This is a genomic window from Jeotgalicoccus sp. ATCC 8456 (genome assembly GCF_016313225.1).
Taxonomy (GTDB): Bacteria; Bacillota; Bacilli; order Staphylococcales; family Salinicoccaceae; genus Jeotgalicoccus; species Jeotgalicoccus marinus.
Window position 1 is genome coordinate 474078 of the sequence record NZ_CP066224.1, and the last position, 24565, is coordinate 498642.

Here is a 24565-nt window from a genome sequence, read left to right on the forward strand (position 1 = left end):
CTTTCACTCCTTAGCCATATTGTAATAATTCAAGCACTCTAATGTTTTATAATAAATGGTTTGATCTTTTTCTAGTAAATGCTGCATATTTGCTTTAGTAATCTGATATACAGCTCGGTCAATATTTTCTTCTTTATAAATTATATCCCTGATGAAATCTACACCTGGCTGACTTCTTTCGGGCTCAATATAATCCGCAACAAATATAATTTTTTCAATGATACCCATCTGCTTTGCCCCAGAGGTATGGTGGGTAATTGCTAAAAGTACATCTGGGTCATCTAGACCAAATTTATTCTTAACTTTAACTGCTGCAATCGGACCATGTAATACTTCTGATTTGTACTCTAATAATTCAGGATCTAAGCCTTCAGATTGAACAGTTTGATACATCTTGCCAAGGTCATCATACTTGGAATAATCATGTAATACACCTGCAAGATATACTTTATCTTTATCTGCGTTAAAAATCTTTGCCATTTTTTCTGCAGTTTCAGCTACCCTTTGGCAATGTTTAAAACGTTTTTTTGGTAATTTTTCTTCTGAAACTTTTAAAGCTTCCTTACGTTTCATAAATACGCTGCTCCTTTATAAACTTAAATACGTTTGGATTAACAAGGTGTTGTATTTCTGTATTCGTCTTAAGTCGCTCTCTGATTGTTGTAGATGATACTTCAACAATATTTGTTTTTAAATATTTGAATGGTGATTTAATTTCAAGGTTTGAATCATCACGATTAATGACCACAAATTGAGCTAAATTATGGAGTGCTTCTGAATGCGCCCATTTGTCAAAATTTAAATAATGATCTGTACCAATAATGAAATACAAGTCATCATTAAGATATTTTGACTTTAAAGTGCTTAAAGTATCAAAAGTATAAGTGACTTCTGCACGTTCTAATTCACTTGTATCAATAGAAACAAATTCGAAAGGTTCAACGGCAAGCCTAAGCATTTCTAAACGCTCAGAATCACTTGAATTTGCCGAATTTTTTAAAGGTGAAACATAAGTCGGAACGATAATGATCTGGTCTAAATTCAGACCAATATATGCTTCCACAAAGGCATTGATATGTCCATTGTGAACAGGATCAAAAGTTCCGCCGAAAATGCCTATTTTCATGGTAATTCTATCTCTTTATGTTCATCAGATTCTCTATATAATACGATAGTATTTCCCATAATTTGAACAATTTCAGCACCGGTTGCTGATTCTAGCGCTTTTGCAATAGAATCTTTATCTTCTAAACAATTTTGTAGTACAGAAATTTTAATTAATTCTCTTTTGATCATGACATCGTCCACTTGTGCAATAAAATTCTCAGTCACACCATTTTTCCCAATTTGAAATAGTGGTTTTTCATGATGAGCGAGTGATCTTAAGTAGCGCTTTTGTTTTCCTGTCAATGTCATTATGATTCCTCCATATATTTTTCTAATTTGTCTTTTACTGATTTAGTGTCACCAGTTTGCCCTGTCCAAATTTTATAGGCATCCATCGCTTGATTAACTAGCATATCTAATCCATTGATACTGTGCTTAAAATATGTCATGAATGGTGTTGTTTTCGGATTATAAATTAAATCCATACCCACTGTATCATCATCAATAAATGATGGATCAATGCCCATTGTTTCAAATACATCTTCATGATTTAACCCTATAGGTGTAGCATTAATGACAGCATCATAATGCCGGTTTGTAAAATCGTTTGTCACAATACCTGTAAAATCATCAGACTTAAACGTAGCAAAACTTTCAAGTCTTCTAGCAACAATTGTAACAATATCACCATGATCAATATGTGCTCTGTGGACTGCTTTTGCTGCACCGCCAGCACCTAGAATTAAGATATGACGTTCTTTTTTTTCCCCAAATGCTGCATTAAAGGCAGCTATATATCCTGTTACATCGGTATTATACCCATGTAATTCACCGTCTTTATAATGAACAGTGTTCACAGCACCAATTTTTATCGCCTTAGGATCGATATAGTCTAAGTGAGCCATGATGGTTTCCTTATGTGGCACCGTCACATTAATGCCCGATAATTCACTGTCCATGATCCATTTTTTTATATCTTTAATGTCTTCTGCTAGGACTTCTTGCGCAGTATAAGTCGACTCATTTTTTAAGGCGTCAAAGTTTGTTTGGTGTATAAGTGGTGACATGGTATGTTTTATAGGATAACCGATTACAGCATAGTTCATCTTACTGCACTCCTTTAAAAATGGTCGGTCGTACGGTAACATTTACATCTTTAGGTACTCGAACACTTACCTTCGCTTTCTTTGCTACAGAAATAAAGGCTAGACCACTAATCAATACATCACTCGCACCATGTAAATCGAATTGATATTCGTCGTAATTTGACGTTAAGAAATCTTCTTCTATGGTTGGGGGTGCCAACAATTCATTGAAATGCTTACTGTAAAAGTCATAGGCATTTGTCGTTTTAGTTCGGTGAACGGTAAGGTGTTGACTACAGTAGACAGAAAAACTATTTGAGCCACCTTCTGTATAGTCTATACGTCCAAGATTACCGATAAACAGAGTTTGATCACTATTCAACTGAAAAGTCTTTGATTTAATCTCTTTTGTTGGAGATACAAATTTTAAGTCACTTGCTTTTACAAAATGTGAGATTTGTGAATCCACAACAATACCTGGTGTGTCATACATCGTTTGATTATCACCGAGAGGAATATCAATCATGCCAAGTGTAGTCCCTGGAACATTGCTTGTCGTGATCACATGTTTTAAGCCCGTATTATCTTCTAGTAGTTTATTGATTAAAGTAGATTTCCCAACATTTGTCGTACCGACAATATAGACATCCTTACCTTGTGCCATACTACTTATCTTTTTCAATAATTCATCTAAGTGTTTTCCTTTAAGTGCACTGATTGCTATCGTATCATTTGCAGTTATACCTTCGTCCTTAAGCATTTTTTTGGCACGTTCAACTAATCTAGATGTATTCGTTGATTTTGGCAATAAGTCAATTTTGTTAATGACTGCTAAGACCTGTTTTTTTCCGACGATTCGATTAAATGATGGTATAATACTACCCTCAAAATCAAATACATCGATGACCTTTACAATTAAGCTATCTGTTTCATAAAGTGAATTCAACATGGTTAAGAAGTCGCCAGAATCCATAGAGACTTCTTGTACCTCATTATAATGTCTTAAGCGGTAACAACGCTGACAAATAGGTTCATCTTTCTTTAAGCCAGACTCTGTTATATAACCTTCTTTATTCTTATCATTGGTTTGGAGTACACTGCCACAACCGATACATTTTATGTCTGTCAAATTAATCCTCCCAGGTAATCATGTTCTTTTTCTTAAAGTACTTCATTATAACACGTTCTATACGGCGGTTTAAGTAGGTCGCCCATCCATCTTTTTCTTTGACAGGGATAACGAGTACACTTTTTATGCCAACCCGATTTGCACCCAGTACGTCTGTCATTAACTGGTCTCCGACCATCACAGTATTTTTCTTTTTAGTACCTAATAATTTCAAGCCTTTATGAAAGTTTGCAAGCATTGGTTTTCTAGCACTATCAATATAATCTATACCATGCGGTTCAGCAAATGCTTTTACTCTCTCATGACGTCCATTTGATAAGATGAGCAACTTGATATTGGAAGCTTCAAGTGACTGAATCCACTTAAGTACATTATCATCTGCATCCGCTTCGTCAAAAGCAACCAAGGTATTATCTAAATCCGTCATGACAGCACTAATATTATGCGCTTTTAAAAATTCAACAGTAATATCTTCATATCTATTCACAAAATGGCTAGGTAAAAATTTATCTTCAATAATTGTCATAAGCTCTCTCCAAATTAGTGATAATACACAAAAAAAGCACCTTAAATAGTTTAAGGTGCGCATTTTACTACTCGATTATTTCAGGGTCTTCCGTTTCAGTTTCTGTGTAAACAACAAAGCCAATAATAACCGTAAATACAATTGCAAGAATCATTAAGAATAACATAGCTACCTCCACATTACAGTTCTCTTAATATTGATTTTACAACTTCAGAAGAATGAACACAAGCCCGAGCTAAAAATTCATCATAACTCATGTCCGCACTATCATCCGCTTTATCACTCATCGAACGCATAATTAAAAATGGTGTCTCAAATTGATAGCAAGTTTGTGCAATACTACTTGATTCCATATCTACACAAAGTGCATCAGCAAAATTACTAAGAATGTTATCTTTTTCTACTTTACTATCGATAAATGAATCACCACTTACAACTTGACCACATTGTCCTTTAATCTCTTCGTTATTGTCGATTATAGATAGGGCGAGTGCTTGAAGCTGATCATCACTATGATAAACCTCTGGCATGCCAGGAACTTGGCCCAATACATAACCGAAGGCAGTTGCATCCACATCATGATGTGTGACATCTGTTGAAATCACCATATCTGTTACGTTTAATTTATTTGATAAAGCACCAGCGACGCCAGTGTTTATTAAATAATCTAAATCATAGCGCTCAATCATTAATGCCGTAATGATACTCGCATTCACCTTACCAATCCCAGACTGGACTAAGACAATATTCTGCCCATTCAACTGTCCAATACAGGCAGTAGTGTGAATAAGCGATTCTTCTCTCTCTATTGTCATCGCCGTTTTTAACAAGGCAACTTCAGGTTCCATTGCACCTACGATACCGACTGTAAACTTAGTCAATTTTCACGATTTTCACTTTCATTGAGTTACCATTTGGTAAGGGTACATCGACTTCGTCTTTTAATTTTGCACCTAATAGTGCTTGTGCCATTGGAGATTCGTTCGAGATTTTTCCTTCAAACGGATCCGCTTCTGCACTACCAACGATCTGATATGATTCTTTATCACCATCAGGCACTTCAGTAAATGTTACTGTATTACCTAAACCAACAGTGTTTTTATCACCATTATCTTCAATGATAACAGCGTGTCTAATCATTTCTTCAATTTTAGTAATCTCTTTTTCAACAAAACCTTGTTCATCTTTAGCTGCGTCGTACTCTGAGTTCTCAGATAAGTCACCGAAACTACGTGCAACCTTTATTTTCTCAACCACTTCTGGTCTTTTAACTGTTTTTAATTCCTCTAGTTCAACTTGTAATTGCTCAAAACCTTCTTGTGTCATTGGGTATTCTTTTTTGTTTTCCATCGTAATCCTCCGTTAAATATAAATCTTTTATTCGTTGATTAAAGTTCTAATCTTCGTTGTAATGATATCGATTGCCACCATATTTTCCCCACCTTCAGGAATAATAATGTCACTGAAGCGTTTGGTAGGCTCAATAAATTGAAGATGCATTGGTCTAACAACTGATAAATACTGATCGATCACTGAATCTAGTGAGCGACCACGTTCTTTGATATCACGTGCCAAACGACGTAAAATACGAATATCTGAATCCGTATCTACATAAAGTTTCACATCCATAAGATCTCTAAGCGTTTCATTTTCTAAGGCGAAAATACCTTCAATGATGATTACTTCTTTAGGTTCTACCCTTATCGTTTCAGTACTTCTTGTATGGTTAGCATAATCATAAGTCGGTATATCAATCGTTTCCCTATTTATCAGCTGGTTGATATGTTGAATCAGTAGATCATTATCAAAAGCAAATGGATGGTCATAGTTGGTTTGTAATCTTTCATCCATGGTCTTCTCACTCTGATCTTTGTAATAGTAGTCCTGTTCGATAAGAACAATGCTGTGTCCTTCAAGTGATTCCATAATTTTTCTAGTAACTGAAGTTTTACCAGAACCTGAACCCCCAGCAATTCCTATTATCGTCGGTTTTTCCATTTGCGTACACACCCTTAGTAAATGACTAGTAAGCCGTCTCCGATATTTAAGTATGAAGTCGAATACTCACTATCTTTCATATTCTGATTGAATTCCCTAACCTTATCACGAAGTTTTCTTTTGTTTTTATTCTCAATTTCATCTTCAGTGATTAGCCCACGGATAAAAATATTGTCTACAATGATCAGTGCATCATCGGATAAATAAGTCTTATATTTATCGAAAAAGAATTGATTGTTTCCTTTTGATGCATCTATAAATAGAAAATCAAAATCTTTTTGATTTAGTTCAACTGTTTTAGCATCGGCTAGGATCGTTGTAATTCTATCCTTATATGGGCTGTTGTTGATATTTTCATTTGCAATATTATGACTCGCTTCGTCCTTTTCGATCGTTGTCACGTGAATATCGTCATCAACGCTTGCAAAATGCAAAGCACTATAGCCAATAGCCGTTCCAATCTCTAAGATGTTTTTTGCACCTTTAATAGATATGTACTGTTTAACAGCATTTAAGGCATCGCCATCAATGATTGGAACATGGTGCTTAACTGCGTAGTCATATATATCTATAAATATCTCAGCCTCTGTATTCAATTCTCTAATATATTGTTTTAGTTCCATCTGATCACCATATACAAAAAATACAACTGATAACAAAGTTATCAGTTGTTCATCCATTACGATAGATAATAACACATTTCAATTAATTTGAAAAGCGCATATTATTCTCCATCAATATATTTCTCTCTATTTTCGTTATGCTCTTCATAGGTTTCTGCAAAGTGGTTATTACCTTCACTATCCGCTAGGAAGTAATAATAATTAGTATCTGATGGATTTAATGTACTTTGAACAGATTCTAAACCTGGTGCAGCAATAGGTCCTGGTGTTAAGCCGTTGTGAATGTATGTGTTATAAGGATCATCAACCTCAAGATCTTCATACAAGACCACTTCTTGGTGTTCCCCAAGTGCATAAAGTACAGTGGGATCTGTTTGTAGTGGCATTGTTGGAACGGATGCCATGCGATTTAAAAATACACTCGCGATTCGTGAACGGTCCGCAAGGGAGGTCGCTTCTTCTTCAATTAATGATGAGAACGTCAAGAATTCATGGAATGTTAAAGTACGCGATTCACCTTCATAAGTAATTGTATAATCAGGTGACGATGTATATAAGTTATAACTGTTCTCTTTTGTTGCATTCAGCATATTTCTCACCAATTGTTTTAAGTCTGGTTCTTCTGTTGTAATATCATAGGTTGCAGGATAGAGATACCCTTCAAGTGCATACTTAATATCTTCTTCCTTAATTTCATCCGTTAGCATCTCTGGGTACTCACTTATCAATTCATCAATAAATTCCTCATCATTCATGAGTTCTAGGAATTCATCTGCTGAAGCAGGTGTATTGCTTTCAATCTGGCCAGCGATTTCTTCAATTGTATAGCCTTCTGGAACTGTTAATCTATACTGAACTTCCTCATATATCGTACCGGTTTCTAATGTTCGAGCGATCTGCTCGAAATCCATTGCGGGTGACATTTGATATGTACCTGCTTGATAGCTAGAAATACTATTTAAACGTAAGTATAACTCAAACATCGTACCATTCTTAACAATGCCTTCACTTTCTAATAAATCCCCAATGTCACTAGCAGAATAGCCCTGTTCTATGGACATTTCAATTGTTTCAGTTGAATCCTCATCGACGGGTTGTAAACCACTTCTAATATATAAAAAGGCTGAAATAATACCGACGATTAAAATAACAACTAAAATAATTACGATAAAAAGTGTGAGGTAAGACGATACATTTTTTGAAAATTTAACATCATCGTATTTACTCATAGATTTATCCTTTCTGAAAAAATAGCTTCCAATATTTCTATTGGAAGCTGGAGGGTATTACTCGTCGTAATCATCCATTTGTGTGTTTACAACTTCTTCGATCATGTCCCATTCATCGTCAGTTTCCACTGGTAGGAATTTACCGCCGTCGCCTTCTTCATCGGGAACGTTAATCATTGGGATAAGCTCGATATCCTCTTCTTCGTCACTAAAGTTTCCTTCTTCAGCAAGGATAACGTAGTTCTTATCAAATTCTGGGTGATAAAATTCGAGCATTTTTCTGTAAAGTACTTCAGAACCATCCTCATCATAAAGCGTAAGTAGTTCTTCTTCTTTGTTAAATTCTGTATTCTCGCTCGTCATATTCATGCTCCTTTATGCGGATTATCTAAGTAGCCTTGTAGTATAAATACTGCAGCCATCTTATCAATAACCGCTTTTCTTTTTTTGCGTGATAAATCAGCTTCTAGTAATGAACGCTCGGCAGCGACCGTGCTTAAGCGCTCATCCCACAGAGTTATTTTAACATCTGTGAGTTCAAGAGCAAGTGATTCGGCAAAATGTTGAGATCTTTCTCCACTTTCCCCAATCGTATTGTTCATATTTTTAGGTAAACCTACAACCACTGTATCTACTTCATACTTTTTAACAATGTCTACAAGTTCATCTATGCCGTAATCATCTTGATGCGTGTCTATTTTTAGTGTAGTCAGTCCTTGAGCAGTCCAACCTAAAGCATCGCTAATGGCCACACCAATTGTTTTTGTGCCTACATCGAGCCCGAGAATTCTAACCATTTATCTCTTTGTCGACATAATTCTTCACTAAAATTTCCATAATCTCATCACGTTCAACGTGTCTAATCTGATTACGTGCTTCATTATGGCGAGGAATATAGGCAGGATCACCACTTTGCAGATAACCGACAATTTGATTAATAGGATTATAGCCGCGTTCTTCCAAAGTGTTATAAACGTTAGTTAAGACTTTTTTAACGTTCTCTTCCTTACGTTCATCTACACTGAACTTCATAGTTTTATCGAACTGGTCCACTAAAAGCACTCCTATTCATACATCTATATTTGGTTCATATTATAACATTTTACAGCGTTTTATACATTATCTTTAATATACTCTTCAACAAATTGTAATGCTGCTGTTATACTCTCAGGGTTTGTTCCCCCTCCCTGAGCCATATCAGGACGGCCGCCGCCTTTGCCGCCTACAATTTCAGCCATGCCCTTCATAATTTGTCCAGCATGGAATTTTTCTGTCAATTCCTTAGGCACAGTGACAACTAGTGATACTTTGTCACCCGTTACTGCACTAAGCGCGATAACCGCATCCTGATTTTGTGATTTTATGACGTCCATTTGTTCACGTAATTCTTTGGCATTTGATGCCTCAACTTCTTGGCGAATTACATTGATACCGTCAATTTCAACTGTTGATGCAGATAAATCATTGAGTTTGGTTTCTTGAAGTTCACGTTTTAACCCATCATAAGCAATCTGTAATTCTTTTTTATCTGTTAATAGTGTTTCTAGTTTGTGAACCGTATTTTCTGGTTTTGATTTTAGTAATTGATCAATTTGTGATAGTTTATCTTCTTCTTCCTTATAGACATTGACTGCAAATTTACTTGTAACTGCTTCAATACGACGAATGCCGGCGCCAATACCACTTTCTGAAACAATTTTAAATACACCGATATCAGAAGTATTACCAACGTGTATCCCACCACATAGTTCGACTGAATAATTATCTATATTTACCACGCGTACAATGTCACCATATTTCTCACCAAAGAGCGCCATTGCACCAAGCTCTTTCGCTTTATCGATTGGCATTTCTTTAATAACAACATCTAAACCTTCATAGATTTTTTCGTTTACAATGTCTTCAATCTGTTGTAAATCTGCCTTAGATATCGACTCTAAATGAGAGAAGTCAAAACGTAAACGTTCAGCTTGTACAAGTGATCCCGCTTGGTTGGCATGTTCACCAATAACATCCTTCAATGCTTGGTGTAATAAGTGAGTTGCAGTGTGATTTTTAATTACAAAACGGCGTTTTTCTGTGTTTACTTGAAGTTGATAACTTTCTCCTTTGGTTAAGCGACCTTCTACAACATTAATCACATGAACATTTTGACCATTTGGCGCCTTGTAAACGTAGTCGACCTCTGCTTTACCAAACTGGTTAGAAATAATACCAGTATCTGCAATTTGTCCACCACTTTCACTGTAGAATGGAGTTTCACTGAATATGACTTCAACTTTACCTTCTTCAACTGAATCAACGAGTTGATCATCTTTTACAATATAATCTAAAGTTGATTCAACATATGTGGTCTCATAACCTTTAAATACACTTGGGGAGGTAATGCTATGGAAGGTTTCAGACTGCACTTGCATAGAGTCCCCGCTCTTTCTACCTTGTCTTGCGCGTTCTTTTTGTTGAGCCATCTCTTCATTGAACACTGCTTCATCAACTGTTAAACCATCTAAGGCGGCATATTCTACTGTTAACTCATAAGGGAAGCCGTAAGTATCATAAAGTTTAAATGCATCCTTACCATCAATCACACCATTCGTTTGTTTAGCACGATCACGTAATCCTTGATAGATTTTGATACCTTCATCAAGTGTTTGCAAGAACCGTTCCTCTTCACCTTTAATAACTTCTTTTACAAAGTCTTTTTTCTCAGAAACATTTGGATAGAACCCACCCATAACTTCACTTACAACATCCGTCAACTGGTACATAAAGGCTTGGTTAATATCCAAGTCTTTACTGAATCTCACAGCTCTACGAATTAAGCGACGGAGGACATAACCACGTCCCTCATTCGATGGTAGTGCGCCATCAGCAATCGCAAATGCAACCGTTCTAATATGGTCAGAAATGACCTTAAATGCAGTATCGTAAGTATCATTTACACCGTAGTCTTTCTTAGATACCACTTCAATTTCTTTAATGATTGGTGTAAATAAATCAGTATCGAAGTTTGTTTTCGCATCTTGAATAACGCTCGTAATACGCTCTAAGCCCATACCCGTATCAATATTTTGCTTTGGAAGTGGTGTATAAGAACCGTCTTTATTATGGTTGAACTCACTAAATACTAAGTTCCAAATTTCTAGATATCGCTCGTTCTCTCCACCAGGATACATTTCGCTTTCTGGGCTTGTCGTATCGTAAGCTTCACCACGGTCATAGAAGATTTCACTGTTTGGTCCACAAGGGCCTTCTCCTATATCCCAGAAGTTCCCTTCAATACGGATGATTCGTGATTCATCTAGCCCAATCACATCTTTCCATAGATTATAAGCATCGATATCTTCCGGGTGAATCGTCACATAAAGTAAATCTGGATCGAAACCAATCCAATCTTCATGCGTTAAAAATTCCCAGGCACGAATAATTGCTTCTTTTTTAAAATAGTCACCGATTGAAAAGTTCCCTAACATTTCAAAGAAAGTATGGTGACGAGCTGTAAATCCAACATTCTCTATATCATTTGTACGGATTGCCTTTTGTGCATTAACGATTCTCGGTTTTGTAGGCACTGTACGACCATCAAAATATTTTTTTAAAGTTGCGACACCTGAATTAATCCATAATAGTGAATCATCATCGACAGGTACTAGTGACGCACTTGGTTCTACCATATGATCATGTGACTTAAAATAATCTAAAAACATCTGACGAATTTCATTACCAGTTAACTTCTTCATCATTATCACTCCTGTTATTTTATAAAATAAAAAAATCGTCCCTTGTAAAAAAGGGACGATAGTTACCGCGGTACCACCCAGTTTATGACATAGTCATCACTTTAGCATTATTAGTATAACTGGAAAGTAGCACATAGACGGGGTCTCATTGCTTGCACCAACCGCAATGTCTCTAAAAAAACAATCCGTATATTTAAAATTCCAGTAAATTTAAATCAATTATAAAATCTTAAGGTTTAAGTGTCAAACAAATTCATACGGGGTAATACCCTCCATGCCAATCATTGGATCTACTAATTCTTTGTTGACGACTTCTTCCGTTAGATAGTCTGGCAAGGCTGTCGGTTGTAAAAAGGTTTTACAATACGTTCTTAGAAATTCCTCTAACATCGTATTTCTTTCTATTCCTTCTCTATTAATTGCACTGTAAAAAGCATTAGGGTCCCCACATAAGACCAAGGACTCCTTTGCACGTGTAATACCTGTATATACAATGTTCCTCAACAACATATGGTAATAACTAGAGACGATAGGCATAATGACAATAGGATATTCACTACCCTGTGCTTTGTGAATACTCGTACAGTAGGCATGTGAAAGCTCCATCAAATCTTTTCTTTCATAGGAGATATGTCCAGTTTCAAATTCAACGACAATTTTGTCCTTGTCAGTTTCGCCGTCGGATTTTAAAAAGATGTTGGAAATTATGCCAGAATCACCATTAAATACATTATCTTCTGTTCGATTAACAAGTTGAATGACCTTATCACCTTTACGAAATACTTTATCACCAAATTCTATTTCGGTTTTGTCGTCACCTTCAGGATTTAGAATACCTTGGAGTAGTTGATTAAGGGTATTAATGCCTGCAGGTCCTCTGTAAATCGGGGCAAGTACCTGAATATCTCTCATGTCATAACCCTTTTCAACAGCTCTTGTAGCGACCTTATCTACTACTTCTACAATTTGGTTCGCATTTGCAGGGAAAAACACCCTGTCTTTAAACTTATCTGTGATATTCATAGGATTACCATTAGCAATATCGTATGCAAGACTAACGATAGACGAACCTTCGCCTTGACGGTAAACTGTGTCGAGAATTGTCGTATTTATAACATTAGACTTAATTAAATCTTTAAATACTCGACCAGGACCAACTGACGGTAATTGGTCACTGTCTCCTACAAAAACGAGTCTGGTATGTGGCATTACATTTTGCATCAACTGATAAAATAACCATGTATCGACCATGGACATTTCATCAATAATTATTAATTCTGCATCAATCTCATTATCTAAAATCTCGTCAGCTTCAGTATCTTGACCCCAGCCGATCATCCTGTGAATCGTCTTCGCTTCTATACCTGAAGTATCCGCCATCCGCTTCGCTGCACGACCTGTTGGTGCCGCAAGTTTAATAGGATATTCCCCATCTTCATATTCACTGAAATTTTTATAGTCATACATTTCCTTATACAGGGCGATAATCCCTTTAACTATTGTTGTTTTACCAGTACCCGGTCCCCCCGTAATTATCGAAACCTTTTCAGTGATTGAATTTAATATCGATGTTCGCTGTTTGTCACTATAATTTATATCGAATGATTTTTCGATTTCTTTAATGGTATGTCTAGCTTCATCCACATCAATCTCATCGATTTTAAAATCCATAATATGAGAAAGCTTATTCGCTGCTTTATACTCAGAATGATAGATATTCGGCATAGTGACACGTTGATCTTTTAAGATTAGCTTCTTGTTTAAAGCTAAGGTCTCAAGCGCCACATCAATATCACTCTTGGTAAAGTAATTTTTTGATGTATTTAAGAGTGTTAGGGTTTTATCTTGTATTAAATCAACAGTCGTATAAGTGTGACCGACCGCATTGATTTCATCGCTAATCGTATACATGACACCAGCAACCAAGCGCTCTGGATCATCCGCATTAATACCTGAATTCAATGCGATTTGGTCAGCCTTTTTAAAACCTATGCCAAAGATATCACTGACGAGTTGATAAGGGTGATTTCTCAATATATTTAAAGTATCACTCTTATATGTATCAATAATTTTAGAACGCTTAGATGGTTCTATATTTAAATTAATCATCAACAAATAAGCTTCATCTGATAGGTTAGACTGTCTAACAGTATCAGTTATCATCTGTCTTTTTTGTTTTGTTAAACCCTTAACCTTATTTAGAGCATCGTCATCATTTGTAATGATACTAATGGCTTCTAAACCAAGCGTTTCAACAATTTTTTCTGCTGTTTTAGTTCCTACACCAGGAAACTTATCACTAGAGAAGTATTGAATCAGCCCTTCATTAGTATCTGGAATTTCCTTATGAAAACTATCTGCTGCAAATTGCTCACCAAATCTTTGGTGGCTTGTTACCTTACCAACAAAACGGTAACTTTCACCTTCTTCAATTTCATGAAAGAATCCAGTGACTATACCATCATCACGGAACTTAGTATTTGTCTTTGTAATATTAACTTTCAATACATGAAACCGCGAATCTTCGCTCATGAAGATAACGCGGTCCACATCACCGATAATATAAAGTTCGTCATATATTGAAGTTTGTCCGTGATCAGCCATAGAATCTACTCCAACTCATTAAATTTTTTTAAGGCGTGATGACTTAGATGATGATCTGCTTGAATTTCAGTCGCCTTCTTAAAATGTTCAGTTGCCTTACTCTTATCCTCAGTTAGCATGTATATTGCAAGTCCTAGATTATATTCAGCATCTGCATGATCGATTTTTTCTGTCACTGCAGATAATAGTTTAACCGCAGGTACATATTGTTCGACTTGACACAATGCTAAACCATAGTTAAACAATAAATCTGTGTCATCTGGCATGCTTTGATATGCTTTTTCAAAAAATGGGATGCTCATTTTAATTTCACCGGTATTGACGTGTGTGCGACCTAGCATGAAATTTAAATCTCCATCATCCATTTTACTACCATAAGCAGTTAAATAAACTGTTCTTGCTTCATTATAACGCTCAGCATCAAAATATAAATTACCAAGCGTATATAAGGCACTAAAACTATCTGGATTAATCACTAGTGCTTGTTGTAAAAAACGTTCTGCTTCTTCTATTTTACCTATAGTTGACAAAACAACGGCACCGTTTATATAGTGTGTGTCTTCTTTTGGAGATTCATCTATCGCTTTAAAAATTTCTTCTAAAGCTGCTTCATAGTCCCCTTTTTCAATGAGCGTCTTATATGCAAACATTAAGCCAGATACTCCAATCTCTCATCATTTCTATATACTGAATCAATCGTCGCCCCGCCAATTACAGTATCACCGTCATAGAGTACAACTGCTTGACCTGGTGTGACAGCATTTGCTGAATCGTAAGTGACCTCTATCTGATCGTCGCCCATCACTCTAACAGTTACCGGCACATCTTTTTGTCTATAGCGGAATTTCGCTGTTGCTTCAAAAGTATCTTCAACTGGGTTTATAAAGTTCACTTCACTTGCAAGTAGTCTCGTTGAAGTTAAGGCATTCGACCCATCACCTTGTACAACGTACAATTCGTTTGTTTCTAGGTTTTTACCTGCAACAAAATAGGGCCCACCATCTCCACCAATACCAAGACCTTGTCTTTGTCCTATAGTGTAGTACATTAAGCCATCATGACGTCCTTTATCTTCACCAGTTTCTAAGTTAATCATTCTTCCCGGATTTGCTGGTAAATAGTTACTTAAAAATTGTTTAAAGTCTCTTTCTCCGATAAAACATATCCCTGTTGAATCTTTCTTATCTTTAGTTGCTAGATCGTATTGATGTGCTAATTCACGCACTTCTTTTTTCTCAAGGTGACCGAGTGGAAACATCACTTTAGAAAGTTGTTCTTTAGATAATTGATTCAAGAAATAAGTTTGATCTTTATTATTATCTACCCCACGAAGCATACGTACATTTTCACCATCATGCTCAACTCTAGCATAATGACCAGTTGCTACATAATCTGCTCCAAGTTTCATTGCATGGTCTAAGAATGCTTTAAATTTAATTTCTTTGTTACACATCACATCTGGATTAGGTGTACGTCCTTTTTTATATTCGTCGAGGAAATACTGGAATACACGGTCGTAATATTCCTTTTCAAAGTTAACAGAGTAGTATGGTATACCGATTTCTTCGGCAACCAACCTCACATCTTCGTAGTCCTCAGTTGCTGTACATACACCAAACTCATCTGTATCATCCCAATTTTTCATAAAAATACCGATCACGTTATAGCCTTGTTCCAATAAGAGTTTCGCTGTGACTGAAGAGTCTACACCACCGCTCATACCAACGACTACAGTTGTGTCATTATTAGACATTTGTAAATCTTCCTTTCTTTTTCTTTAGCTTAAATAAAGCCGTTTTCATTTAAATTATTATATATTTTACTTAAAGCGCTCGAGACTGTTTTTATATCTGAGGGGGATAGTTGTTCTGAGAAACTAAAACGTAAAGAATGCTTGCTACGGTCTTTGTCGTACATGGCTGTAATAACATGTGAGGGGACGACTGTACCCGCATTACAAGCTGAGCCACCAGAGGCATATACACCTTTCATATCTAAGGCAGTTAACAAGTATTCCGATTCACTCCACGGGAAATATAAATTCAATATATGTCCTGTCTGATTAGAAATGTCTCCATTGATTTCAAATGGCACCTTATCATCTTCTAGTGACTTAATGAATGAATCTTTTAATAGATTAAGTTGCTCTGTATTTCTCTCTCTATTTTCAGCTGCCTTTTCTACCGCTAAACTCATTGCATAAGCATATAAAGTATTTTCGGTACCCGCTCGACGTTCCCTTTCCTGGGAGCCACCAGTAATCATGCGTTTAATATGTGTATTGTTTTTCACATATAAGACACCTATACCTTTAGGCGCATTTAATTTATGTCCACTTAAGGTGAGGAAGTCACAAGATAATGCCTTAACATCAATAGGTAGTTGCTTAAATGCTTGGACTGCATCAATGTGGAAAAGAGCATCAGTTTCATTCAAGACATTCGCGATCGCTTCAACAGGTTGAATCGTACCTGTTTCGTTGTTTACCATGATTATCGAGACGAGCTTTGTTTCTGGTCTAAGTGCGGCCTTTAGCTCATCGACATCTATTAAACCTGTCTCGTTGACATTCAAATAAGTAATATCAACATTCTCTTTTATATCATCAAAAGTTTCCTTAACAGAAGCATGTTCAACGTTCGTTGTAATAATATGAGGTTTTTCATAAAAACCACTAATCCCACGAATGACAAAATTATTCGCCTCCGTGGCACTCCCCGTAAAGACAATTTCGTCAGCTCTAGCATTTAGATGTTTGGCAACTCGTTGTCGTGATTGTTCATAAAAAGCTTTCGCTTCTTTACCAATCCGATGAATACTTGATGGATTTCCAAACTTATCCGCATTATTTAGCATCTCTTGTAATATTGATTCATCAATTGGTGTTGTCGCTGCATAATCTACATAAATTGACATACTATCCCTCTTATCTCATACATAATTCTTATAGATTTTATCATGTTCGAGCAGATATTTATACTTTTCTGTTTGGATATAAGAAAATGTAATAAATAATATAAATTCATGGAGGTTCACAAATGTCGAAAAACATTAATATATCTGTATTAAATTTAGTTCCTGTAAGAGAAGGTTCTAATGCTACAGGTGCTTTTGAAGATATGATTACTTTAGCTAAACATGTGGATAAAACAGCCTATCAAAGATACTGGATTTCAGAACATCATAATATGAGATCTCTTGCATCCAGTGCGACTAGACAACTCATCCAACATATCTTACAAAATACTGATGAGATTAGAGTAGGATCTGGAGGGGTCATGCTACCTAACCACTCTCCTTATATTGTTGCAGAGGAGTTCGGTACACTCCATGCAATTTTTGGTGATCGTTTAGACTTAGGGCTTGGTCGTGCACCAGGTACAGATATGTTAACTGCTAATGCAATTAGACGCAGTAATCACGAAGGTGTATTTTCATTTAAAGATGAAATAGAAGAGCTCCGTCGTTACCTAGCGGATAACGGGGCTGCCTTAGTTGCATATCCAGGTGAAGGATCAAACGTCCCCTTATATGTATTGGGCTCTTCAACAGACTCTGCCCACATTGCGGCGAAACTCGGCTTACCTTATGCCTTTGCTTCACACTTTGCACCTGCTCAGATGAATGAAGCCTTTATTATATATGAAAATAATTTTGTGCCGAGTGCCCAACTCGACAAACCGTATAAAATGGCATCAGTTAATGCTATTTTAGCTGAAACGACGTCTCAAGCAGAGCATCTAGCAACGACACATTACCAAACTATTATTGGACTAATTAGAAATAAAAGAGAACAACTTCAACCACCTGTTGATTCCATGGAAGGATTATGGACACCAATGGAAGAAAATACGATTAAGCAGCAGTTCCCAATTCAGTTCTTAGGTGACAAGGCGGACGCGATGGCGAGTTTAGAAAAATTCCAAGAGAAATATAATGTAGATGAGTTGATTGTTGCTTCGTATATTTATGATATGGATGCATTATTAAAATCCTACGACCTGTTTGCTGAGGTTGCAAGCGAATATAACAAACTTTAATAAAAGACAAATGTGCACCTGATTTTAAGTCAGGTGCACATTTTTTATTTCTGATAGACATTCACAATTCTATGCTCACAGGAGTGAATAGTTTGTAGGTGTTTTAAAACAGCCCTTGTATCATTTTCTTCAACTAATGTTAGAACTGTCGGCCCTGCGCCACTGATTACTGTGGCTAAGGCACCATTTTTGAGTGCCATTTCCTTAATTTCTTCAAATTCCTGAATTAATGGTTGTCTATAGGGTTCATGAAAGCTATCTTTCATCATTAAATGACCCATTAACTGATAATCTTGGTTTTGTAGTGCGAGAATCATCACATTGGCAAGGGCATTTTGCGCCACTGCCTCTACTCTTGTATAGGCATTTGGTAATACTTCTCTAGCCTCAATAGTATTAATCTCATAATCCGGCACACTAATAATTATTCCAAGTTCCCCAATATCGATATGATAATAATACAATTCATTATTTAAGTAGTAGCCCACAAAAGCACCGCCCGTTATACATGGGCCCACATTATCTGGGTGTCCCTCTATCTGACAGCCGATTAGTACTTTTTCGTGGTCACTTAAATTTAAGTCTAAATAATGATTTGCAATTTCTATTCCTGCAACTATTGCACTAGAAGAAGATCCTAAGCCATGTGAAAGTGGAATATCACTATCCATAATCATATGGATTGGTGGCAATGTTCGCTTATAATCTTTCGCTATTTTTAATGCAGTTTCAAAGACTAGATTGGTCTCATCAGATGGCAATACTTCTAGTTCTTTAGATTTAAATTCCACTTTAAACGCATCTGCTAAAGTGGTTTCAATAGTTAAAAACAGATCAACTGCAACACCGATTGAGTCAAAGCCGAGTCCTAAGTTAGCACTTGATGCGGGTACTTTGAATGATAACTCGCTCATATTATTGACCTAAACTCTCAATATAATCAACAATCGCTTGTTCATCTAATGGTAGTTTCTTCGGTTTTTCCATAGCTGTATCAATCGCTGTATCTGGGTCTTTAAGTCCGTTTCCTGTAAGTACAGTAACGACTGTTGTGCCTTTTTCAATTGACCCGTTATTCACTGATTTTATGACACCTGCAAGAGAAGCTGCGGACCCTGGTTCACAAAAGACACCTTCAGTTTGTGCAACTAATTTATAAGCGGATAAAATTTCATCATCTGTTACAGCATCAATTTTACCTTTTGATTCATCTCTCGCTTTTTCAGCCTTAGTCCAGGAAGCTGGATTACCGATACGAATCGCTGTACCAATTGTTTCTGGATTTTCAATAACTTTCCCTTTAACAATTGCAGCTGACCCTTCTGCTTCAAAGCCAAACATCTTTGGTAAACCAGATTGTTTTTGTTCATGGTATTCTTTAAATCCTTTCCAATAAGCAGCAATATTAGCTGCATTACCGACCGGAATTGCTAAATAATCTGGTGCTTTCCCTAATTCATCAACCACTTCAAAAGCTGCAGTCTTTTGACATTCAATACGGTATGGATTCAAGGAGTTTACTAATTCTACACCCTCATTTTTCAGAGCGATCTTACGCACAATTTTTAAGGCGTCGTCGAAATTACCATCAATAGATACCGTTTTCGCACCAGCCATCATCGCTTGTGATATTTTCCCTGCTGCTACCTTACCTTCAGGTAACACAACAATTGCATTAAGTCCTGCCCGAGCTGCATAGGCTGCAGCTGAAGCTGAAGTATTTCCTGTAGACGCACAGATTACAGTGTGTGCACCCTCTTCTTTAGCTTTTGCAACTGCAAGTACCATACCTCTATCTTTAAATGATCCTGTAGGATTCAAACCTTCGAATTTAGCATATAAATCGATGCCTAAAGTATCGGAAACTTTTTCTAATTTTACTAAAGGCGTGTTACCTTCAAATAAAGTGAGTTGAGGTGTCTGTTCTGTAATTGGTAAATATGCTCCGAATGCTTTAATTAGACCTTGCCATGCCATTATAAATCAGCCCCTAATATTTGGTATGAAACTTTTAATGTTAACTTGTTTGTAACTGTTATAAAAGATGATTCATCATCAACTGTTAAAATACAAACAGAGTTTTTATCATCTAAAATCTCATATGAAACGTTTTCACCATCTAGAACATTTTGAACTGTCTTAATGTCTTCACTAAAACGAATGTAATAATCTGCTTCAACTATGCTATTATTAATAACAGCAGTCGTTGTAGGTAAAGTTAATTGATTCACATCGATATTAAAGACGTTAATCATGTCACTTAGAACTGCTGAGGCCGTCTCTAAACTCCCTGCACCTGGTCCATAAAACATTGCTTCACCGATGCCATTACCTGTAATGTACACTGCATTTTTTTCATTTTTAACACTGCTCAGTTGATGGTTATTTGATATCAGTATTGGTGAAACAGATAAGTGATAAACCTCATTTACCGCTTCAGCTACCCCAAGTAACTTTAAAGTAAAGCCATTAGATTTAGCGATGTTAACATCTTTAATATCCACACCAGATATACCAGACATTGTGACTTGATTGAAGTCAAATTTCTTATGAAAGGCTAGTCTTGCTAACAATAAGATTTTTCTTCCGGCATCTATACCTTCAACATCTGCTGTAGGATCTGCTTCTGCATATCCAATATCTTGAGCTGTAGAAAGGGCTAATTCATAATCCCAACCCTCGTCTCTCATCTTAGTTAACATATAGTTTGTCGTACCGTTTAAAATTCCCATTACTTTATTAACTTTGTTACTGTTCAAGTTATATTTCATACTATTGATAATTGGAATACCACCAGCTACTGCCGCTTCATAAAGAATCTTAGTATTCGCTTCTATAGCTTTTTCCTCAAGTTCATCTATGTGTATTGCCAACATATCCTTATTCGCAGTGACGACAGGTATGCCTAATTCTAAAATCTGTAGTAAAAGGTCTTTAGTATCATCGATACCACCCATCACTTCAACGACTAAATCAATGTTATCTAAACTAATTTCTTCAATATTATCGGTCACATGAATGTCTGATACATCTACGTCTCTTACTTTTTTCGTATCAGACACTAAAATGTGTGTAATGGTAAAGGTAAGACCTGTTGTTTCTTTAATCAAGTCTTCATTTTCTCTGAATAGTTTGATCACACCACTACCAACGGTGCCCATTCCAAGTAAGGCAATTTTCTTTTCCATAATGACCTCCAATAATCTATTATAGATTCTCATATTAGATGCGTTTTGAAAAAATTTCAAGACATTATTCAGAAAACTCTACACTTTTCTAAACTTTTCTTGTAATATAATAAACTAATTAAAATATATAAAAAAAGGTGTTAATTATGAAAGTAGCTAAATTCGGTGGTAGTTCCTTATCAAATGCAAGTCAAATAAAAAAAGTTGCAGCAATCGTTAAAGAAGACCCTGACATTAAAACCATTGTTGTTAGTGCGCCTGGTAAACGTTTTGATGATGACGTTAAAGTCACAGATCTACTTATTGCACTTTATACGAATAAGGTCGCAAATATGGATACTTCTAAGATAATAGATGAGATTATGGATCGTTATCGTTCAATCGCAGAAGAACTCTCACTAGAGTCAAAGATAGTGGAAAGTTTTGAAACAATCTTAAATGACCGTTTAGACAATATAGAAGAACAAGCATATTTACTCGATGCACTGAAATCATCTGGTGAAGATTTCAATGCTCAATTAATTAGTACATACCTCAATACGCTCGGCTTATCGAGTAAGTACGTCTCCCCAAAAGAAGCGGGTATAATCGTTTCAAATACACCTGCTAACGCACGCTTACTAAAATCATCTTATGATGAAATTAAAAAACTTAAAGACTATGAGGAAGATGTCTTAGTTATTCCAGGATTCTTTGGCTATTCAGAATATGATGACATCATCACTTTTGCCAGAGGTGGATCAGATATAACTGGTGCGATTATTGCACGAGGTATATCTGCAGATATTTATGAGAACTATACGGATGAGTCTTATATTTTTGCAGCACACCCAGGTATTATAGATAATCCTTATAAGATTAAAGAAATCACTTATAAAGAAATGCGAGAATTAGCCTATGCAGGTTTTGGTATCTTCCATGATGAAGCGCTTGAGCCGCTCTATCAGGAAAAAATACCTGTCATGATTAGAAATACAAATGATCCAACTGTTGAAGGAACGAAAATCGTTGCCGAAAGAGCTTTAGATCCAAAAGTTCCGATAATTGGTTTTTCATGTGATGAAGGTTTTATTTCTATAAACTTACACAAGTATCTTTTAAACAAGGAAGTCGGATTTACAAAGCGAATTTTACAAATACTTGAGGATTACAACATATCTTATGAGCATATGCCTTCAGGAATTGATGATATTTCTATCATCATACGTTCCAATCAATTTACAGGTAACGACAATTTAGAACGTGTCATTAAAGATATCGACACACAACTAGAGCCTGAATGGATTGAAGTTGAAGATAACCTTAGCCTCTTATTCATTGTCGGACTTGGTATGGCTCGGCAGGTCGGAACCGTTCAGCGAGTGACTACCGCACTTGCTGACAACAATATAAATATACGTATGATGAATCAAGGTTCGACTGAATATAGTATGATGTTTGCCATACAATCACAGGATCATGTCCCTGCGATTAAAGCATTATTCAATCAGTTTTTCTAAGTCCTATACTTTAACTATTACTTTAGTTTATTCTATAATAGACTTAAGCGTTTTTTCATATAGGAGTGATGGTTTATGAGTCTGCAAACCCGTGTGTCATACATTAATCGCTACAGAGAAATTGCCATTGCAATTTCAAAAAGTGGCTTTGGTTATATCATTGAGGAGCTCGGCCTAGATAAGGTAATTTCCCTACCAAAAAGATTACTAATTCGTCAAAAAGATGATGAAGTTCAAGAATTAACCTATGCAGAGAGAATTCGCTTGTTTATCGAATCGATGGGGACCACCTTTATTAAGCTAGGTCAAATTGCTTCTACACGTGGTGACTTACTCCCACCAGAGCTCATTAAAGAACTTGAAAAATTACAGAGTCACGTGCCAAGTTTTCCGAGTGACAAGGTGAAGACGATAATTGAAGATGCACTCGGCGCTCCAATGGATGAAATATTTATGATTTTTGATGAAGATCCAGTCGGGTCTGCCTCAATTGGTCAAGTTCACCGGGCAATGTTATTAAGTGGTGAAGATGTTGCAGTTAAGGTGCAACGACCGAATATTGAAAAGACCGTCCGCACAGACCTTGAAATTCTCAGGCATTTAGCAACACTTGCTGAGTCAAATCTTGAGTGGGCAAGAAACTATCAAGTAACCGATATGATCGATGAATTTTCAACTGCTTTAATCAATGAATTAGATTATACGATTGAAGCGAGAAATATGGAACGCATTAGTAAAACTCATAAGCATGACAGTCGTGTAATCATCCCTAGTATTCATTGGGATTATACGACTAAAGAAGTTTTAATGATGGACTTTATAAAAGGCACACCGATAAACCAATTCGACAAGCTCGATGCATTAAATATTGACCGAAGTAAGGTGGCGGACACACTAGCTAAGTCAATTTTCAAACAAATATTTGAAGATGGCTATTTTCACGGTGATCCGCACCCAGGTAATGTCAGTGTGTTAAATGATGGTAGCCTCGTCTTTTTAGACTTTGGAATGGTTGGTCGCTTGACGAGTGATTTAAAAAATAACTTCGGTTCTTTACTGATTTCATTAATGAAAAAAGATGCATCAGGTGTTGTTAAATCTATCGTAAAAATGGGAGTTGTCCCAGCTGATGTTTCTATGAAGAAATTAAATCGTGAAGCAGAAATCATGCGAGATAAATACTATGATGTTCCCTTATCCCAATTAAATTTCTCAGATGCAGTCAATGATCTATTTGGCATTGCAAATAAGTATAAAATTAAGTTACCTCAAGACTTCACAATACTAGCGAAAACACTCTTAACTTTAGAAGGTGTCGTCAGTAAGCTAGATCCAGACTTTAGTATTATGGACGTTGCTGAACCGTTTGGTAAGGCCTTATTACTTGAAAGATATAATCCTAAAAACTTAATAGACTTTCAAGTCGATGAGCTTCAGCAAATTGGTACAGAACTTAGAGATGTAACTTCTAATGTGCACCAGTTCTCTAAGGGTTTAAAAAATTCTAATTTACCGATTGAAATTGATGTTAAAGGACGTTCCCAATTTTCAAAACATTTAGATAGAGTCATAAACCGACTTAGTTTCTCTATTGTTTTACTTGCCTTTAGTATTATTATGGTTGGCCTTATAGTCGGCTCAGCTATACTCGGTGAAGGTAGTATTATTTTTAGAATACCTATCATTGAAATCGCAGCAATTTTTGCAATGGGCATGTTTATTTGGCTACTCTGGTCAATCGTTAAATCAGGTAGGTTCTAAAGAATAGGTATATAAAAATGGCCGTTAGATTATTTA

The 24565-nt window shown here is 36.2% G+C and carries 25 protein-coding genes; 3 read left to right on the forward strand and 22 right to left on the reverse strand.

The window, feature by feature from the left end:
• Nucleotides 1-3 precede the first annotated feature (3 nt).
• The 19 genes from yqeK to JEM45_RS02670 all read right to left on the reverse strand — a co-directional run bounded on the left by yqeK (nucleotide 4) and on the right by JEM45_RS02670 (nucleotide 16957).
• A complete protein-coding gene (gene yqeK, locus JEM45_RS02580; RefSeq protein ID WP_026866450.1) occupies nucleotides 4-573 on the reverse strand; it encodes a bis(5'-nucleosyl)-tetraphosphatase (symmetrical) YqeK in 570 nt (189 codons plus the stop codon).
• Entirely contained in the window at nucleotides 563-1126 is a 564-nt protein-coding gene (gene nadD, locus JEM45_RS02585; RefSeq protein ID WP_166626622.1) for a nicotinate (nicotinamide) nucleotide adenylyltransferase, read from the reverse strand. The genes yqeK and nadD overlap by 11 nt, the downstream gene beginning before the upstream one ends.
• On the reverse strand, nucleotides 1123-1416 hold the full coding sequence (gene yhbY, locus JEM45_RS02590) for a ribosome assembly RNA-binding protein YhbY (RefSeq protein WP_026866452.1): 294 nt from the start codon (nucleotides 1414-1416) through the stop codon (nucleotides 1123-1125). The genes nadD and yhbY overlap by 4 nt, the downstream gene beginning before the upstream one ends.
• Complete coding sequence (gene aroE / locus JEM45_RS02595) at nucleotides 1416-2213, reverse strand: shikimate dehydrogenase (RefSeq protein WP_198687695.1); 798 nt, start codon at nucleotides 2211-2213, stop codon at nucleotides 1416-1418. Before aroE ends, yhbY begins: the two co-directional genes overlap by 1 nt.
• 1 nt (nucleotide 2214) lies before the next feature.
• Nucleotides 2215-3321: a ribosome biogenesis GTPase YqeH gene (gene yqeH / locus JEM45_RS02600; RefSeq protein ID WP_166626620.1), complete on the reverse strand. Its 1107-nt coding sequence runs from the start codon at nucleotides 3319-3321 to the stop codon at nucleotides 2215-2217.
• 1 nt (nucleotide 3322) lies between these two features.
• On the reverse strand, nucleotides 3323-3847 hold the full coding sequence (locus JEM45_RS02605) for a YqeG family HAD IIIA-type phosphatase (RefSeq protein ID WP_026866455.1): 525 nt from the start codon (nucleotides 3845-3847) through the stop codon (nucleotides 3323-3325).
• 179 nt (nucleotides 3848-4026) lie between these two features.
• Nucleotides 4027-4728 carry a 5'-methylthioadenosine/adenosylhomocysteine nucleosidase gene (locus tag JEM45_RS02610; protein WP_026866456.1) on the reverse strand — a complete coding sequence of 234 codons (702 nt, stop codon included), beginning with the start codon at nucleotides 4726-4728 and terminating at the stop codon, nucleotides 4027-4029.
• On the reverse strand, nucleotides 4721-5197 hold the full coding sequence (gene greA, locus JEM45_RS02615) for a transcription elongation factor GreA (RefSeq protein WP_166626619.1): 477 nt from the start codon (nucleotides 5195-5197) through the stop codon (nucleotides 4721-4723). Before greA ends, JEM45_RS02610 begins: the two co-directional genes overlap by 8 nt.
• A gap of 27 nt (nucleotides 5198-5224) precedes the next feature.
• On the reverse strand, nucleotides 5225-5845 hold the full coding sequence (gene udk / locus JEM45_RS02620) for a uridine kinase (RefSeq protein WP_026866458.1): 621 nt from the start codon (nucleotides 5843-5845) through the stop codon (nucleotides 5225-5227).
• 14 nt (nucleotides 5846-5859) lie between these two features.
• Nucleotides 5860-6468 carry an O-methyltransferase gene (locus JEM45_RS02625; protein WP_026866459.1) on the reverse strand — a complete coding sequence of 203 codons (609 nt, stop codon included), beginning with the start codon at nucleotides 6466-6468 and terminating at the stop codon, nucleotides 5860-5862.
• Nucleotides 6469-6569: 101 nt separating this feature from the next.
• Nucleotides 6570-7697 carry an endolytic transglycosylase MltG gene (gene mltG / locus JEM45_RS02630; protein WP_166626618.1) on the reverse strand — a complete coding sequence of 376 codons (1128 nt, stop codon included), beginning with the start codon at nucleotides 7695-7697 and terminating at the stop codon, nucleotides 6570-6572.
• 57 nt (nucleotides 7698-7754) lie between these two features.
• Complete coding sequence (locus tag JEM45_RS02635; protein ID WP_370545384.1) at nucleotides 7755-8066, reverse strand: DUF1292 domain-containing protein; 312 nt, start codon at nucleotides 8064-8066, stop codon at nucleotides 7755-7757.
• A complete protein-coding gene (gene ruvX / locus JEM45_RS02640; protein ID WP_166626617.1) occupies nucleotides 8063-8494 on the reverse strand; it encodes a Holliday junction resolvase RuvX in 432 nt (143 codons plus the stop codon). The genes JEM45_RS02635 and ruvX overlap by 4 nt, the downstream gene beginning before the upstream one ends.
• Nucleotides 8487-8750 carry an IreB family regulatory phosphoprotein gene (locus tag JEM45_RS02645; RefSeq protein WP_198687696.1) on the reverse strand — a complete coding sequence of 88 codons (264 nt, stop codon included), beginning with the start codon at nucleotides 8748-8750 and terminating at the stop codon, nucleotides 8487-8489. The genes ruvX and JEM45_RS02645 overlap by 8 nt, the downstream gene beginning before the upstream one ends.
• Before the next feature lie 59 nt (nucleotides 8751-8809).
• Nucleotides 8810-11437 (reverse strand): alanine--tRNA ligase, encoded by a 2628-nt coding sequence (gene alaS / locus JEM45_RS02650; RefSeq protein WP_198687697.1) that lies wholly within the window; start codon nucleotides 11435-11437, stop codon nucleotides 8810-8812.
• 243 nt (nucleotides 11438-11680) lie between these two features.
• A complete protein-coding gene (locus JEM45_RS02655) occupies nucleotides 11681-14041 on the reverse strand; it encodes an SF1B family DNA helicase RecD2 (protein WP_198687698.1) in 2361 nt (786 codons plus the stop codon).
• Between the two features lie 5 nt (nucleotides 14042-14046).
• Entirely contained in the window at nucleotides 14047-14691 is a 645-nt protein-coding gene (locus tag JEM45_RS02660) for a tetratricopeptide repeat protein (RefSeq protein WP_166626613.1), read from the reverse strand.
• Nucleotides 14691-15794, reverse strand: a complete 1104-nt coding sequence (gene mnmA / locus JEM45_RS02665; RefSeq protein ID WP_026866467.1) for a tRNA 2-thiouridine(34) synthase MnmA — start codon at nucleotides 15792-15794, stop codon at nucleotides 14691-14693. The genes JEM45_RS02660 and mnmA overlap by 1 nt, the downstream gene beginning before the upstream one ends.
• A 29-nt stretch (nucleotides 15795-15823) precedes the next feature.
• Nucleotides 15824-16957 carry a cysteine desulfurase family protein gene (locus JEM45_RS02670; protein WP_026866468.1) on the reverse strand — a complete coding sequence of 378 codons (1134 nt, stop codon included), beginning with the start codon at nucleotides 16955-16957 and terminating at the stop codon, nucleotides 15824-15826.
• Nucleotides 16958-17079: 122 nt separating this feature from the next.
• On the opposite strand from JEM45_RS02670, the gene JEM45_RS02675 reads away from it, so the two are divergent.
• Nucleotides 17080-18081 carry an LLM class flavin-dependent oxidoreductase gene (locus tag JEM45_RS02675; RefSeq protein ID WP_026866469.1) on the forward strand — a complete coding sequence of 334 codons (1002 nt, stop codon included), beginning with the start codon at nucleotides 17080-17082 and terminating at the stop codon, nucleotides 18079-18081.
• Between the two features lie 44 nt (nucleotides 18082-18125).
• Here JEM45_RS02675 and thrB read toward each other — a convergent pair whose 3' ends face one another.
• The 3 genes from thrB to JEM45_RS02690 are packed head-to-tail and all read right to left on the reverse strand — an operon-like array spanning nucleotide 18126 to nucleotide 21269.
• The gene (thrB, locus tag JEM45_RS02680) at nucleotides 18126-18995 is read right to left on the reverse strand and encodes a homoserine kinase (RefSeq protein ID WP_026866470.1); all 870 of its coding nucleotides are present in this window, start codon (nucleotides 18993-18995) and stop codon (nucleotides 18126-18128) included.
• A gap of 1 nt (nucleotide 18996) precedes the next feature.
• The gene (thrC, locus tag JEM45_RS02685) at nucleotides 18997-20058 is read right to left on the reverse strand and encodes a threonine synthase (RefSeq protein WP_198687699.1); all 1062 of its coding nucleotides are present in this window, start codon (nucleotides 20056-20058) and stop codon (nucleotides 18997-18999) included.
• A complete protein-coding gene (locus tag JEM45_RS02690; RefSeq protein ID WP_198687700.1) occupies nucleotides 20058-21269 on the reverse strand; it encodes a homoserine dehydrogenase in 1212 nt (403 codons plus the stop codon). Before JEM45_RS02690 ends, thrC begins: the two co-directional genes overlap by 1 nt.
• Before the next feature lie 146 nt (nucleotides 21270-21415).
• Between JEM45_RS02690 and JEM45_RS02695 the strand changes: the two genes are divergently transcribed.
• Both JEM45_RS02695 and JEM45_RS02700 read left to right on the forward strand, forming a co-directional pair.
• Entirely contained in the window at nucleotides 21416-22768 is a 1353-nt protein-coding gene (locus JEM45_RS02695) for an aspartate kinase (RefSeq protein ID WP_198687701.1), read from the forward strand.
• 75 nt (nucleotides 22769-22843) lie between these two features.
• A complete protein-coding gene (locus JEM45_RS02700) occupies nucleotides 22844-24529 on the forward strand; it encodes an ABC1 kinase family protein (protein ID WP_198687702.1) in 1686 nt (561 codons plus the stop codon).
• Nucleotides 24530-24565: the final 36 nt, after the last annotated feature.